This window comes from Nocardioides sp., assembly GCF_029937575.1.
Lineage (GTDB): Bacteria > Actinomycetota > Actinomycetes > Propionibacteriales > Nocardioidaceae > Nocardioides.
Map to the genome: position 1 here is coordinate 138,342 of NZ_JAPYPS010000001.1, position 13,822 is coordinate 152,163.

Annotated in this window: 14 protein-coding genes; 2 read left to right on the plus strand and 12 right to left on the minus strand. The window is 71.2% G+C overall.

Features of this window, described 5'->3' with window-relative positions; genetic code table 11:
• Nucleotides 1–49 precede the first annotated feature (49 nt).
• The gene (gene eutC / locus Q1K33_RS00745) at nt 50–817 is read right to left on the minus strand and encodes an ethanolamine ammonia-lyase subunit EutC (protein WP_300399762.1); all 768 of its coding nucleotides are present in this window, start codon (nt 815–817) and stop codon (nt 50–52) included.
• Nucleotides 814–2,223: an ethanolamine ammonia-lyase subunit EutB gene (locus Q1K33_RS00750; protein ID WP_300399763.1), complete on the minus strand. Its 1,410-nt coding sequence runs from the start codon at nt 2,221–2,223 to the stop codon at nt 814–816. The genes eutC and Q1K33_RS00750 overlap by 4 nt, the downstream gene beginning before the upstream one ends.
• Before the next feature lie 68 nt (nt 2,224–2,291).
• Between Q1K33_RS00750 and Q1K33_RS00755 the strand changes: the two genes are divergently transcribed.
• Both Q1K33_RS00755 and Q1K33_RS00760 read left to right on the plus strand, forming a co-directional pair.
• A complete protein-coding gene (locus Q1K33_RS00755; RefSeq protein WP_300399764.1) occupies nt 2,292–2,789 on the plus strand; it encodes a thioesterase family protein in 498 nt (165 codons plus the stop codon).
• A gap of 63 nt (nt 2,790–2,852) precedes the next feature.
• Complete coding sequence (locus tag Q1K33_RS00760; protein ID WP_300399765.1) at nt 2,853–3,524, plus strand: Type 1 glutamine amidotransferase-like domain-containing protein; 672 nt, start codon at nt 2,853–2,855, stop codon at nt 3,522–3,524.
• A 13-nt stretch (nt 3,525–3,537) separates the two neighbouring features.
• Here the strand turns inward: Q1K33_RS00760 and mraY are convergent, their stop codons facing one another.
• From mraY to Q1K33_RS00810, 10 genes are all read right to left on the minus strand, one after another.
• Nucleotides 3,538–4,623, minus strand: coding sequence for a phospho-N-acetylmuramoyl-pentapeptide-transferase (mraY, locus tag Q1K33_RS00765; protein WP_300399766.1), 1,086 nt, complete (start codon nt 4,621–4,623; stop codon nt 3,538–3,540).
• An 88-nt stretch (nt 4,624–4,711) separates the two neighbouring features.
• Complete coding sequence (locus tag Q1K33_RS00770; protein ID WP_300399767.1) at nt 4,712–5,548, minus strand: hypothetical protein; 837 nt, start codon at nt 5,546–5,548, stop codon at nt 4,712–4,714.
• Nucleotides 5,549–5,630: 82 nt separating this feature from the next.
• Nucleotides 5,631–6,299, minus strand: coding sequence for an XRE family transcriptional regulator (locus Q1K33_RS00775; RefSeq protein WP_300399768.1), 669 nt, complete (start codon nt 6,297–6,299; stop codon nt 5,631–5,633).
• Between the two features lie 30 nt (nt 6,300–6,329).
• A complete protein-coding gene (locus tag Q1K33_RS00780; RefSeq protein WP_300399769.1) occupies nt 6,330–7,532 on the minus strand; it encodes an FAD-binding oxidoreductase in 1,203 nt (400 codons plus the stop codon).
• Complete coding sequence (locus tag Q1K33_RS00785) at nt 7,522–8,886, minus strand: FMN-binding glutamate synthase family protein (protein WP_300399770.1); 1,365 nt, start codon at nt 8,884–8,886, stop codon at nt 7,522–7,524. The genes Q1K33_RS00780 and Q1K33_RS00785 overlap by 11 nt, the downstream gene beginning before the upstream one ends.
• Before the next feature lie 35 nt (nt 8,887–8,921).
• Nucleotides 8,922–9,638: a hypothetical protein gene (locus Q1K33_RS00790; protein WP_300399771.1), complete on the minus strand. Its 717-nt coding sequence runs from the start codon at nt 9,636–9,638 to the stop codon at nt 8,922–8,924.
• Nucleotides 9,626–10,552, minus strand: a complete 927-nt coding sequence (locus tag Q1K33_RS00795) for a hypothetical protein (protein WP_300399772.1) — start codon at nt 10,550–10,552, stop codon at nt 9,626–9,628. Before Q1K33_RS00795 ends, Q1K33_RS00790 begins: the two co-directional genes overlap by 13 nt.
• Nucleotides 10,553–10,580: 28 nt before the next feature.
• Nucleotides 10,581–11,948, minus strand: a complete 1,368-nt coding sequence (glnT, locus tag Q1K33_RS00800) for a type III glutamate--ammonia ligase (protein ID WP_300399773.1) — start codon at nt 11,946–11,948, stop codon at nt 10,581–10,583.
• A gap of 164 nt (nt 11,949–12,112) precedes the next feature.
• Nucleotides 12,113–12,331: a hypothetical protein gene (locus Q1K33_RS00805; protein WP_300399774.1), complete on the minus strand. Its 219-nt coding sequence runs from the start codon at nt 12,329–12,331 to the stop codon at nt 12,113–12,115.
• The gene (locus tag Q1K33_RS00810) at nt 12,328–13,659 is read right to left on the minus strand and encodes a hypothetical protein (protein ID WP_300399775.1); all 1,332 of its coding nucleotides are present in this window, start codon (nt 13,657–13,659) and stop codon (nt 12,328–12,330) included. Before Q1K33_RS00810 ends, Q1K33_RS00805 begins: the two co-directional genes overlap by 4 nt.
• Nucleotides 13,660–13,822 lie beyond the last annotated feature (163 nt).

Here is a 13,822-nt window from a genome sequence, read left to right on the forward strand (position 1 = left end):
AACCTACGTGAGTGAGTGCTCACTCACAAATAGTTCCGGGGTACGCCCCTCAGCCCAGCTCGGGTGGTGGCGCGGTGGACCGGTCCTTGAGCCGGACGCCGCTCTCCCCGAGCTCGCGCGCTCCTCGGACCAGACCGAGCAGGATCGCGGCGGCCCGGTCGTAGCCCAGGCCGTGCGGAGCGCGGATGTTGGAGACGCAGTTGCGCTCGGAGTCTCGTCGGCCGGGCCTCGGCAGGTGGGTGACGTAGGCGCCGAGGCTGTCGGCCACCGAGAGCCCGGGCCGCTCCCCCACCAGGACGACGACCGTGGTCGCACCCAGGTGAGCCCCCACCGGGTCGCCGAGACCGACCCGGGCCTGCTCGGCCAGCACCACCGGCGCCAGGGAGAGGTCCGCCTCGCGGGTCCGCCGTACGACGGCCTCGACGAGGGGTACGGCGTGGTGGTCGTGGGCGGCTGCCGAGAGTCCGTCCGCCAGGACGATCGCGACGTCGTAGGTGCCCGCGGCCGCTCCCGGGATGTCGTCGAGGGACGCGGGCTCGCGGCCGAGGTCGGGGCGGCGCAGGTATGTAGCCCGGTCGCCGGCCCGGCTGCGGACGTGGGCCACGGTGAGGTCGAGGGCGGCGACCCCCCGCTCCAGCGCGTCGACGTCCCACGGCAGGTGCACGGCGTCGCGGGCCACGGCGTGGGCTGAACGCAGCGCGAGCTTGTCGCGCGTGGGCAGCGCGTCTCCCGCTCGGCCGAGCCCGATCCGGGCCTGGGTGCTCGAGCGCAACGGCTCCCAGAAGTCGAGCGCCGAGTCGGCCGGACTGTCACTCATGGCGCCACCAGGGCAGCGAGTCGGGTCTCGCCCGCGGCGACGGCGGCGATCCGGCCGGCGTCGTCGAGGAGGCCGACCCGGTCGAGCCACAGCTCGAACTCCGGCGCCGCCCGCAGACCCAGGGTGTGGCGCAGGGAGAGGACGTCGTGGAAGGCCAGGCTCTGGTAGCCGAGCATGACGTCGTCGCTCCCGGGCACGGTGATCACGAACCCGAGGCCGGCGGCGCCCAGGACGGTGAGCAGGGTGTCCATGTCGTCGGCGTCGGCATCGGCGTGGTTGGTGTAGCAGACGTCGACGCCCATCGGCAGGCCGAGCAGCTTGCCGCAGGCGTGATCCTCGAGGCCGGCGCGGACGATCTGCTTGCCGTCGGCGAGGTACTCCGGGCCGATGAAGCCGACGACCGTGTTGACCAGCAACGGGTCGAAGGCGCGCGCCACGGCGTACCCACGGGTCTCGAGGGTCTGCTGGTCGACGGGGCGACCACCGATGCCGCGGTGCGCGTCGGCCGAGAGCGCCGAGCCCTGGCCGGTCTCGAAGTACATGACGTTGTCGCCGACGGTCCCGCGGCCCAGGGACAGCGCCGCCTCCCGGGCCTCCCCCAGGACCGCGAGGTCGATGCCGAAGCCGCGGTTGGCGGCCTCGGTGCCGGCCACGGACTGGAAGACCAGGTCGACCGGGGCCCCCTCCTCGATCAGCTCGATGGAGGACGTGACGTGGTTGAGCACGCAGGACTGGGTCGGGATGTCGTAGCGGGTACGTACGTCGTCGAGCAGCCGCAGCAGCTCGCCGGCCGCCCGGGTCGAGTCGGTGGCGGGGTTGATGCCGATGACCGCGTCGCCGCAGCCGAGCAGGAGTCCGTCGAGCACGGCCGCGGCCACACCGCGGGCGTCGTCGGTGGGGTGGTTGGGCTGGAGCCGGGTGGCGAGGCGGCCGCGTTGCCCGATGGTCGAGCGGAACGCCGTGACGACCTCGGTCGCCCGGGCGACAGCGATCAGGTCGCCGTTGCCCATCAGCTTGCTGACCGCGGCCACCATCTCCGGGGTCAGCCCGGGCGCGAGCGCGGTCAGGGTGGCAGCGGAGTCCGGCGTGGAGGCGACCTCGAGGAGGTGGTCGCGCAGCCCGCCGACGCTCAGGTGGCTGATCGGGGCGAACGCGTCGGCGTCGTGGCTGTCGACGATGAGACGAGTCACCTCGTCGTCCTCGTAGGCGACCACCGGGGTCTCGAGGATCTCGGTCAGCTCGACGTCGGCCAGCACCCACTGCGCCGCCGCACGCTCGGCATCGGTCTGCGCGGCACACCCGGCGAGCTCGTCGCCGCTGCGTCTCGGGGAGGCCTTGGCCAGGACCTCGATCAGGTGCTCGAAGGCATAGGTGTGGCCCGCCACCGTCTGGGAGTACGCCGTCACGCGTCTCACGGTAGTGAACGAAGGTCACCTGGAGGTTTCGAGCAGCCCCCGCGCTAGGGTCGCGCCCTGTGAGCACTCCACATCCCACCTACGACCAGCTCGTCGACCTGCCGGCGTACGCCGTCCAGCCGGTCCCGGCACCGTTCGAGGACATCAACGGCCACCTGAACGTCCGCCACTACACCGGCATCGCCAGTGAGGGCCTCGACGAGTCGCTGGTCCCGCTCGGGATCCCGCGCAACTGGCCGGCGCAGGGTCACAGCTGCTTCTCGGCCGAGCACCACCTCGTCTACCTCTCCGAGCTGCGCACCGGCGACATGATGTCGACCCGCGTGCGGTTGATCGGCCGGGCCGAGCGGGCGGCGCACGCGCTGGTCTACCTGCTCGACGACACCCATCAGCGCGTCAGCTTCGTGATGGAGGAGATCTTTCTCCACATCGACATGGAGTCCCGCCTGACCGCCCCGTGGCCGTCGGACGTGGCAGGGCTGCTGGACGAGCAGATCGCGGCCGACGCCGGACTGCCGTGGAAGCCCGACCTCTCGGGCTCGCTGCAGCTGCGCTGATCCTGTCGCAGGCCCGCAGTCACCACGCCGTACCCCTTCATCACATCCGTGCCAGGAGACACCGTGAAGCTGCTCCTCACCTCCGGCGGCGTCACCAACGCGAGCATCCGCGACGCGCTGGTCGACCTGTTGGGCCGGCCGATCGCCGACTCGACGGCCCTGTGCATCCCCACGGCTGCCTACGGGCACCCGTGGGTCGGTCCCGGCGTCAAGGCCTGGGAGTTCATCAGCGGGCGCTCCACCAACCCGATGGTCGACCTGGGCTGGAAGTCCGTCGGGGTGCTGGAGCTGACCGCGCTGCCGAGCCTCGACGAGGAGCGCTGGGTCCCCCTCGTGCAGGAGACGGACGTGTTGCTGGCGGCGGGCGGCGACGTCCTCTACCTGTGCCACTGGATGCGGGAGTCCGGGCTGGCCGACCTGATCCCGTCGTTGAGCCAGACGGTCTGGGTGGGTCTGAGCGCCGGGAGCATGGTGATGACCCCCGAGGTCGGCGACGACTTCATCCAGTGGCGGCCACCGAGCGGTGACGACAGCACGCTGGGCCTCGTCGACTTCTCGATCTGCCCCCACCTCGCCGCGGACGGCGTCCCGGGCAACTCCATGGCCGAGGCGGAGCAGTGGGCAGCGGGGATCTCCGGTCCCGCCTACGCCATGGACGACCAGACCGCGATCACGGTCGCCGACGGGGTCGTCGAGGTCGTCTCCGAGGGCCAGTGGAGGCAGCTCTCGCCGTAGCGGCGCGAGTCGGTCAGCCGAGCCAGTCGGCGTAGAAGATCCCGAGGCCGGCCGCGACACAGCCGCCGGCGATGATCCAGAAGCGGATGACGACCGTGATCTCGTCCCACCCCGCGTGCTCGAAGTGGTGGTGGACGGGTGCGATCCGGAAGATGCGTCGTCCGGTGCCGGTGATCCTTCGGGAGAGCTTGAAGTAGCTCATCTGGAGGATCACCGACATCGTCTCCAGGACGAACAGCCCCGCGATGACGACCAGGAGCAGCTCGGTCCTGGTCATGATCGCGAGGCCGGCCACCGCTCCCCCGATCGCGAGCGAGCCGACGTCGCCCATGATGATCCGGGCGGGCTTGGCGTTCCACCACAGGAAGCCGACGCAGGCGGCCGAGATGGCGACGGCGAAGACCGCCAGGTCGAGGGGGTCGCGGACCTCGTAGCACTGCGACTCCACCACGTTGGGGCTCGAGGATCCGCAGAGCTGCTTGTTCTGCCAGATGTTCACGATCGAGTAGGCCCCGAAGACCATCACGGCGGTCCCGGCGAGCAGTCCGTCGGCCCCGTCGGTGAGGTTGGCCCCGTTGGACGTAGCCGTGACGATGAACCAGATCACCAGGAGCACCACCACCAGGGGCAGCTTGATCCCCCAGTCGTGCGTGGTCGAGAGGTAGTGCGACGCGGGACGAACGCCGCGCTCGTCGGTGAAGAGCTGCGTCGCGAGCAGCCCGAAGCCCAGCGCGATCACCGTCTGCCCGGCCATCTTGGCGCGACTGCTGAGGCCTTGGTTGTTCTGGGTGTAGACCTTGATGAAGTCGTCGAGGAAGCCGACGGCCCCACACCCGAGGAACAGCAGCATCAGCAGCAGCGCGCTGGCGCTGGGCCGCCCGCCGGTCACCACCGTGGCCGCGAGGTAGGCCAGGGTCGCGGCCACGATGATCACCAGGCCGCCCATCGTCGGCGTGCCCCGCTTGACGTGGTGCGTGGTCGGACCGTCGTCCCGGATCGGCTGGCCGAAGCCGTGGCGCGAGAACCAGCCGATGGCGACGCGGGTCCCGAGGAGAGAGCAGGTCACGGCCAACCCGCCGCTCAGCAGGATTGCCAGCATGCAGGTGAACCTCTCATGGACTCCTCGGAGTCCGTTGCCAGACCCGCCGAGCGGGCCCGGCCCACGCCGAGGCCGACCCGTCGCCCTCTCAGCAGCAGCCCGGCTCCGGCCCCTCACCGGCCGAGAGTCGGGTGACGACGGAGTCGTCCGGGGTGCGCTCGGGATGCTCGTAGTCCACGTGGCCGGACATCCGCCACCCGTCGACCCCGTCGAAGATCGTCGGCCAGGGCGCGCCGCCGACACCGACCGCTGCGCCCTCGGCCCAGTGCGTCTCGGTCTCGGGGTACGCCGCGTGCAGCGTCTCCCAGCTGTCGCCGAGCGTGACCCCGGTGTCGGCGAGCGCGACGCCCGGCTCGGGCACGCCGGCGTCCTTCCTCGTCTCGTGCCAGCGGTTGTACGTCGCGAGCTCCCACCCGAGCAGCTCGAGGTCGTCGGCATCCTCTCCCCCGAAGAGGACGCAGAAGCCGTCCCAGCAGGTGGTGGCGAAGACCCGGTGGTCCCACGCCGGGGAGAGGTTGTCGCCACCCGACTGGTACCACGGGCCGCTGCCGCCCACCTGCTCGAAGCGCTGCGGGCCCACCGTGGCGTCGGGCTCCCCCAGCCGGTCGGTCAACGTCGCAACGGTGGCGGCCCGGGGGTCGCCGAACCGGCTGTCACCCACGGTGGTGCCGGACACGACGACCGCGACGGCGCTCTCGGGCGCGGGCGTCGCTGTCGCAGTGGGCGACGCAGCCACCACGGGGTCGGTCGTGGGACTCGCCGAGGGCGACGCCGGCGCGGGATCGCGCGCCGCGACCTCACCGGTCTCCTCCGCCGAGCCGCACGCGGCCAGCATCCCCAGGGCTGCGGCCAGGACGGCACCTCCGGCGAGTCGCGACCCGATGCGGGTCGCGCGGGCAGTCGACGTAGTGGTCCGTGTGTTCATGGGTGCTCCTCACCAGCGATGATGCGTTCACCCCTGAGATGCACCCGCCGGCCCGATGGTTGCCGATCTGAGACATCCGGCCCTACAACGCCACCTCGGGGAACGCGATCACCGACAGGAACCGGATGGGCAGGTCGACCAGCGCGACCGGTCCGTGCCGTCCCTCGCCGTCCAGCTGGAGGCTGTCGCCGGGACCGAGCCGGTAGACGCTGCGGCTGTGGCTGTAGTCCATCGACCCCTCGAGCACGTAGATGAACTCGGTGCCGGGGTGCTGGAAGAGTGGATAGGTCTCGCTCTTCTCGCTCAGCGTCACCAGCAGGCACTCGAGCCGCTTGTGCTCACCGCGCAGGGAACCGAGCAGCTCGTACTCGTGGCCCTCCTTGGTGCCGGCGCGCACGATCCTCGCGCCGGTGCCCTGGGCGACGTACGACGCCGGACGCTCGGAGTCCGCGCCCCGGAAGAGCGAGGTGACCGGTACGTCGAGCCCGGTCGCCAGGCGCGCCAGGGTCGAGAGGCTGCACGAGGTCTGGGCGTTCTCGATCTTGCTCAGCATCGCCTTGGAGATGCCGACCTTCTCGGCCATCTCACCCACCGACAGCCCCTGCTGCTGGCGCTGCATCCGGACGTTGCGGGCGATCGCCTCCTCGAGGTCGAGCTCCTCGAGCGGCTCCGCCGGGTCACGCTCGCGCGCCGTACCCGCCCGGTTGCGCAGCAGCTCCGGGTCCGCCGCCTGATCACCTTGGGTGGACATGGTCCAACCCTAGGAGACACCGGCGCACGATCACCGCATCTGTCCGGCAGTGGCGTACGGGCGCGGGCTGCGCAGGGGCTCGCCCTCGGCGAAGCGGGAGAGCCGGAAGTCGCGCTCGGGCACCAGCGGGCTGCTGCTGACCCCGTCGACCACGAGGTCGGCGACGAGGCGCCCGACGGCCGGGGAGATCTTGAAGCCGTGCCCGCTGAACCCTGCGGCCACCACCAGTCCCGGCACCGGGTCGGCCAGCGAGATGATCGGGTTGTAGTCGGGCGTGACGTCGTAGCAGCCGGCATAGCTGCTCGCCAGCACCGCGTCGTCCAGGCCCGGGAAGCGGTGGCTCACCTTGTCGACCACGACCTCGACGAACGCGTCGTCGGCCCGGTTGAGGTAGGCGTCGGGGTCGGCCGGCTTGAGGGTGTCGAGGTCGGAGTTGCCGAAGAGGATCTCGCCGCCGACGTCGGGGCGCACGTACTGCAGCGAGACCAGGTCGGAGAAGACGGGCAGCCCCTCGGTGGGGATGCCCGGCTTGAGGAGCACGATCTCCTCGCGGTGCACCCGGATCGGCAGGTCGACGCCCAGTGGCGCCGCGAGCGCGACCGACCACGGTCCCGCGGCCAGCACCACCCGTCGCGTCGTGACGATCGAGCCGTCCGCCGCGCGCACCCCGCACACGCCTTCGGAGTCCCGCAGGATCTCGGCGACCGCCACTCCCTGCTTGATCCGTACGCCGTGCGTCCGCGCGGTCGCGGCGAAGGCCTGCGCCGTGAGGTAGGCGTCGCCGTACCCGCCGCGCGCCTCCCAGCCGAACGCCGCGACGTCGTCCAGCCGCACGCCCGGCCACAGCCGCGCCACCTCGTCGGCGTCGATCTCCTCGGTCTCGACACCCACCTCCCGCTGTGCGGCGAGGTTGGCCCGCAGCGCGTCGACGTCCGCCTCCCCCACCCCCACGACGTACCCCGTCTGGTGGAAGCCGATGTCGCTCACGAGCACATCGGCCGCGGTCTCGAAGGTCTCCAGACCGACGCGCGCCATCGCCGCCAACGACGCGACGCCGTAGTGGCAGCGCACGATGCCGCTCGACTTGCCGGTGCCACCGGAGCCGACGGTCGCCCGCTCCAGGACCAGGACGTCGGTCACCCCGCGCGATGCCAGTGCCCAGGCGGCGGCGCACCCCTCGATGCCGCCCCCGACGACCACGACGTCGGCGGTGGCCGGCAGCTCAGCCGCCATACCCGGCCCCCGGAGACCCGGCGGAGCCCGGCACCCAGCTCGTGCCCGCCAGCGGCACGCGAGCCATCGCTGCGGACTCCACCGTCAGGGCGACGAGGTCCTCGGGCTCGAGGTGCTGCACGTGCGCCTTGCCGCAGGCCCGCGCGATCGTCTGGGCCTCCATCGTCAGCACCCTCAGGTAGTTGGCGAGCCGGCGCCCGCCCGCTACCGGGTCGAGGCGCGCAGCGAGCTCGTCGTCCTGGGTGCTGATGCCGGCCGGGTCGCGCCCGTCCTGGTAGTCGTCGTAGTAGCCGGCCGCCGACCCGACCGCCTCGTACTCGGCCGACCAGCGCGGGTCGTTGTCGCCCAGCGCGATGAGTGCGGCGGTGCCGATCGACACCGCGTCGGCGCCCAGCGCCATCGCCTTCGCCACGTCGGCGCCCGTGCGGATGCCGCCCGACACGATCAGTTGCACGGCGTCGGCGCCCGAGCGGTGCACGCCGAGCTCACGCAGGGCCTGCACCGCCTGCGGGACGGCCGCCAGCGTCGGGATGCCGACGTTCTCGATGAAGACGTCCTGCGTGGCCGCCGTACCGCCCTGCATGCCGTCCACGACGACGACGTCCGCGCCGGCGTGGACGGCGAGCTTCACGTCGTAGGAGGGCCGCGAGGCTCCCACCTTCACGAAGATCGGCTTCTCGTGGTCGGTGATCTCGCGCAGCTCGGCGATCTTGATCGTCAGGTCGTCCGGCCCGGTCCAGTCCGGGTGGCGGCACGCGCTGCGCTGGTCGATGCCCTGCGGCAACGTGCGCATCCCCGCGACCCGCTCGGAGATCTTCTGCCCCAGCAGCATCCCGCCACCGCCCGGCTTGGCTCCCTGGCCGAGCACGATCTCGATCGCGTCGGCCTGGCGCAGGTCGTCGGGGTTCATCCCGTACCGGCTCGGCAGGTACTGGTAGACGAGGTGCTTGGACTGTCCCCGCTCCTCCGGCGTCATCCCGCCGTCACCGGTGGTGGTCGACGTGCCGGCCTCCGAGGCACCACGACCCAGGGCCTCCTTGGCCCGCCCCGACAGGGCTCCGAAGCTCATCCCCGCGATCGTGACGGGGATGTCGAGCAGCAGCGGGTAGCGCGCGTGCCTCGCGCCCAGGACGACGTCGGTGCCGCACCGCTCGCGGTAGCCCTCCAGCGGGTAGCGACTCATCGAGGCCCCGAGGAAGAGCAGGTCGTCGAAGTGCGGCACCGCACGCTTCGCGCCGCCGCCGCGGATGTCGTAGACCCCCGTCGCCGCGGCCCGCTGGATGTCGTGGATGGTGGCCGCGTCGTACGTCGCCGAGGGGCGCAGGCCGCGCTGGGCCAGGTCGTGGGCATCCATGGTCGTCCTCTCTCGTCCCTTCTGGTGGGCCGCGGTCAGTACGCGTTGTCGACGTCGAAGTGGTAGAGCTCGCGAGCCGAGCCGTAGCGGGTGTAAGCCGCGGTGTCGTCGTCCTCGTAGCCCGCGGCCTTCAACAGCGCGGCAAGCTCCTCGTGGTGCTCGGGCCGCATCTGCTTGGCCACGCAGTCCGCACCCAGCGAGGCCACCTCCCCGCGCACGTAGAGCCGCGCCTCGTAGATCGAGTCGCCCAGCGCGTCGCCGGCATCACCGCGGACCACGAGCCGACCCGCCTGCGCCATGAACGCGCTCATGTGGCCGATCGAGCCGCCCACCACGATGTCGACACCCTTCATCGAGATGCCGCAGCGTGCCGCGGCGTCCCCGTGCACGACGAGCAGCCCGCCGTGCGCGGTGGCACCGGCGGCCTGCGAGGCGTTGCCGAGCACGGTCACCGAGCCGCTCATCATGTTCTCCGCGACGCCGACACCCGCGTTGCCGTCGATGACGACGTCGGCGCGCTGGTTCATCCCGGCGGCGTAGTAGCCGACGTGACCCTCGATCCGCACCTGACGCGGGCTGTCGAGGCCGACCGCGACGGCGTGCGCTCCCTGCGGGTGGGTCAGCACCACGTCCTCCCCCGGCGCCAGCGCCGGGAGGTCGTCCACCTCGCGGCCGTGGAGCAGCGCGTTGACCGAGCGCAGGGGGACCTCGGCGAGGTCGAGGTGACGGACCGACTCGCTCACCGGGTCCATGCGTAGATCCTCTCCGGCTCGGGCTCGTAGAGCCGGGCCGACTCGACGCCGGGCAGTGCGACCAGAGCGCGGTACTCCGACGCCATCGCCACCCAGTCGTCGGTCTCGGCGATCACCGCCGGCTTGCAGGCGATGGCGTCCCGCACGACGGCGAAGGAGCGGGAGTCGCTGACCAGCAGCGTGTAGAAGCCGTCGAAGGTGCCGCACAGGTCCTTGAGAGCGGTCTCCACGTCGTAGCCGGCCGCGAGGCGGTCGGCCACGAAGCGCGCGCCGACCTCGGTGTCGTTCTCGGAGTCGAAGACCGCACCCCGGGCTCGGAGGTCGCGGCGGATGGTGGCGTGGTTGGAGAAGGAGCCGTTGTGCACCAGGCACTGGTCGGGCCCCACGGCGTACGGATGGCAGCCTCCGGCGTTGACCGCCGACTCGGTGGCCATCCGGGTGTGCCCGACGCCCTGCCAGCCCTGCGCGCCCGCGAGGCCGTACGCCGCTGCCAGGTCGCGCGGGTGGCCGACCCCCTTCAGCACCGCGACGTCGGAGCCGAACCCGGCGACCAGCGCGTCCGGGAAGGCAGCGAGCACCGCCGCCCGCAGGGCTTCGACCCCCGCCGACTCGACCACGTGGGCCACCAGCGTCGGGCCGGCGTCGACGACCGCGACCGGGGAGGCCAGGTCGCGGGACAGCTCGGCTGCGAGCGCGTCGACCTCGACCCCGGTCGACAGGGAGAGCGACGAGGGGTCGGGCACGAACGAGACGGCGACGTGCCCCCGCGGCGACCAGCGCGGGTCGCCGTACACGGCCACGCCGGCGGAGTCCGCGCCGCGGTCCTGCATCTCGCAGAGCATCCCGGTCAGCAGCTCGCCGAGGTGGGCGTGGAGGTCGGGACTGCGCAGGTGCAGTCCCACGATGCCGCACATGGTCGGCTCCTCTCGTTCGAGTCGGGGGTCAGAAGGCCGTGAGGTAGCGGTCGATCTCCCAGCCGCCCACCTGGGCGTGCCAGTCGAAGAACTCCTCGCGCTTGCGCTCGGCGAAGTACGCCGCGACACGGTGCCCGTCGGCGCTGCCGGCCAGGTCGAGGCTGCCGGTCACGACCGGGTCCGCCTCCAGCGCCTCGACCGCGTGCAGCAACGTGCGCGGAAGCGGTGCGCGCGACGCGCCGTTGTCGCCGCCGACGGTGCCGGGGTCGAGCTCGCGCTCGATCCCGTCGAGCCCGGCGCCGATGGCGGCCGCGATCGCGAGGTAGGGGTTGGCCGACCCGTCGCCGCCGCGCAGCTCGATGCGGTGGTGGTCGGAGATCCGGAGGAAGTGCGTGCGGTCGTTGCCGCCGTACGTCGGCAGCCGCGGCGCCCACGACGCCCCCGAGGTCGTGCTGACAGCACCCGTGCGCTTGTAGGAGTTGACGCTCGGCCCGAGCACAGCCTGCAGGGCCGAGGCGTGCTCGAGGATCCCGGCGGCAAACGAGTACGCCGTGGGGCTCAGTCCCAGCCCGCGCGGATCGGTGGCACCGTCCCCGACCGGGAACGTCGACTCGCCGTCGCGCCACAGCGAGAGGTGGAAGTGCAGCCCCGAGCCGGTGCGGTCGGCGAACGGCTTGGGCATGAAGGTGGCGACCATGTCCCGCTCGTGGGCGAGCATCGAGATCAGGTAGCGCAGGCTGATCACCCGGTCGGCGGTGGTCAGCGCGTCGGCGTAGTCGAAGTTCTGCTCGAACTGACCGTTGCCGTCCTCGTGGTCGTTGGCGTAGTTGCCCCAGCCCAGCTCGTTCATCGCCCGCGAGACCGCGGCGAGGTGCTCGTACATCCGGGTCACGCCGCGGGCGTCGTAGCAGGGCCGGGCGGAGCGGTCGCCGGGGTCGGCGGTGACGAGGCTGCCGTCGGCCTCCCGGCGCAGCAGGAAGTACTCGACCTCCGCGCCGACGTAGGCCTCCAGCCCTTGGGTCTCAGCCAGCCGCGAGAGCATCGTGCGCAGGATGACGCGCGGTGCGAACGGCCACGGCTTCCCCTCGACGTGGGGGTCGCAGTGGACGATCGCCAGACCCTCCTTGACGAACGGCACCGGTGTGAACGACGCCGGGTCGGGCATCGCCATCAGGTCCGGGTCGCGCGGCTCCTGCCCGATCGAGCCCACGGCGTACCCGGCGAAGCCGACGCCGTTGGTCGCCAGCTCGTCGACGGCCTCGACCGGGACCAGCTTGGCGCAGGGCTTGCCGTCGAGGTCGACGAAGAGCGCCAGGATGAACGTCGTGCCGGCCTTCTCGGCCAGGGTCGCGAGATCCGCCGCTTCGGTGCTGGCTACGGGACTGGTCGCGGTCATGGGAGACCCTTCCGTGATCGTCTACTGCTGTGAATCACCGTCTACGAGTAGTAGACAGGTCGGACGTGACGGTCGTGTTTCGCCGCCGTCACGATCGACGACGCCGCCCCCACCGGTGGCGGGGGCGGCGTCGTCGTGCGCGTGGAACCGGACGTGCGGGACGGTCAGAAGACCGGCGGCTCACCCTCGACCGCCGGGCCGGTCTCGACCGGCTCGTGGTTGATCATCTGGGCGTAGGCGTGGTTCTCGTGCTGGATCATCTTGACCAGGAAGGCCGCGAACAGGCCCACCGCCACCAGCACGAAGAGCACCGTCCAGAAGCTGTCCGGGCCGCCGGTGAAGACGAAGGTCGTGTTCTCGTCGTAGACATCGATGGGACTCATGAGGTGCCCTCCTCTGCCAGGACGGCGTCCGACTCACGCAGCGTGGTGATCGGGATGCCTTCGGGGTACGGCGTGGCCGGAACCTCGCTGAGGTCCAGTCCGGCGAGCTCGACCTCGGCCGGGATCCGCAGCAGGTTGGCCCGCTTGAGCCCCAACGAGATGAGGTAGCCGGGCAAGAACCCGAGCAGCGCCAGCACGATCCCGCCGCCGATCTGACCGAGCGGGTTGATGTCCGGCGGAGTGCCGAACCCGTCGATGGGGGTGTTCGGGTAGCCCCAGAGGACGAAGCCGGACACCGCGAGGCCGTAGAGCGCACAGCCACCGTGGACCGAGACCGCGCCGACGACGTCGTCGATCTCGAACTTCTCCAGCAGGCGCCCGAACTGCGGGATCAGCATGCCGCCGACGACGGCGATGATGAAGGCCAGGGCCGGGTGGTAGAGGTCCATGCCGGGGGCCACCGAGATGACGCCGGCCAGGCCGCCGGAGATCGTCCAGAAGGGCTCGCCCTTCGAGGTCATGTAGGCGCCGATGATGCCGCCCGCCAGCCCCATCAGGGTCGAGAAGGCGATCGCGGACAGCGTGGTCGGGTTGCCGAAGATCGAGAAGTAGCCCGTGTTGGTGTAGACCACGCAGCCCATCAGGAAGCCGAAGAACCCGACGAAGATGAGCATCAGGCCGAGCATCGTCAGCGGCAGGTTGTGCGGCGGGATGGTGATCGCCTTGCCCTTGACGAAGCGACCGATCCGCGGGCCGAGGTTGATCAGGACCCCGAGGGTGAAGGCGCCCGCGATCAGGTGCACGCAGCCGGCCGCGCCGAAGTCGTGCCAGCCCCACTCGGTGAGCAGCCAGCCGGTCGGGTGCCAGGCCCATGCAGCACCGATGATCCACACGACCGAGCCGAGGACGGTCGTCAGGACGAGGAACCCGCTGGTGCGGATCCGCTCCAGGACCGCACCGGACATGATCGAGCCGGTCGTGGCGGCGAAGAGGGCGAAGGCGCCCCAGAAGATGCCGGTGACCGAGGCGAGGTTCGGCCCCATGTCCTCGCTCCACGGCAGCGCAGCCGTCGCTCCGTCGATGGCACCCACCGGGAACTGGTAGAAGGCGTTGTAGAACCACCAGCCGAAGAAGAAGAACGTCGCGATCACCACCGCGAAGGTGAGCAGATTCTTCATCGCCGCGGCCAGCACGTTCTTCGAGCGCGAGGCGCCCACCTCGTAGGCGAGGAAGCCGGCATGGATGCAGATCATCAGGGCGATCGAGATCCAGTAGAAGAGATCGGTGATCACCCCTTCCATCGAAGCAAGTGTGTCCTCGGGTGTCACGGGCGCCTCCTGGTTGGAATGTAAGTAGACGCAGTCTGCTGTGAAGAAACGGTTGGTGGGTTGCCGTCGGTGACCGGCGGTGTAAATCCCCGGTTGCGGGCGGGCTCGCCACGTGACGGCGGTGTCGCCTGGCCGGCGTGTAGACGTCGGGCCGCTCGCGACG

What these genes read in the sequence shown, in the direction of transcription:
- eutC (WP_300399762.1), bottom strand. Translation starts at nt 817, where the DNA reads ATGAGTGACAGTCCGGCCGACTCGGCGCTCGACTTCTGGGAGCCGTTG.
- mraY (WP_300399766.1), bottom strand. Translation starts at nt 4,623, where the DNA reads ATGCTGGCAATCCTGCTGAGCGGCGGGTTGGCCGTGACCTGCTCTCTC.
- Q1K33_RS00770 (WP_300399767.1), bottom strand. Translation starts at nt 5,548, where the DNA reads ATGAACACACGGACCACTACGTCGACTGCCCGCGCGACCCGCATCGGG.
- Q1K33_RS00775 (WP_300399768.1), bottom strand. Translation starts at nt 6,299, where the DNA reads ATGTCCACCCAAGGTGATCAGGCGGCGGACCCGGAGCTGCTGCGCAAC.
- Q1K33_RS00780 (WP_300399769.1), bottom strand. Translation starts at nt 7,532, where the DNA reads ATGGCGGCTGAGCTGCCGGCCACCGCCGACGTCGTGGTCGTCGGGGGC.
- Q1K33_RS00785 (WP_300399770.1), bottom strand. Translation starts at nt 8,886, where the DNA reads ATGGATGCCCACGACCTGGCCCAGCGCGGCCTGCGCCCCTCGGCGACG.
- Q1K33_RS00790 (WP_300399771.1), bottom strand. Translation starts at nt 9,638, where the DNA reads ATGGACCCGGTGAGCGAGTCGGTCCGTCACCTCGACCTCGCCGAGGTC.
- Q1K33_RS00795 (WP_300399772.1), bottom strand. Translation starts at nt 10,552, where the DNA reads ATGTGCGGCATCGTGGGACTGCACCTGCGCAGTCCCGACCTCCACGCC.
- glnT (WP_300399773.1), bottom strand. Translation starts at nt 11,948, where the DNA reads ATGACCGCGACCAGTCCCGTAGCCAGCACCGAAGCGGCGGATCTCGCG.
- Q1K33_RS00805 (WP_300399774.1), bottom strand. Translation starts at nt 12,331, where the DNA reads ATGAGTCCCATCGATGTCTACGACGAGAACACGACCTTCGTCTTCACC.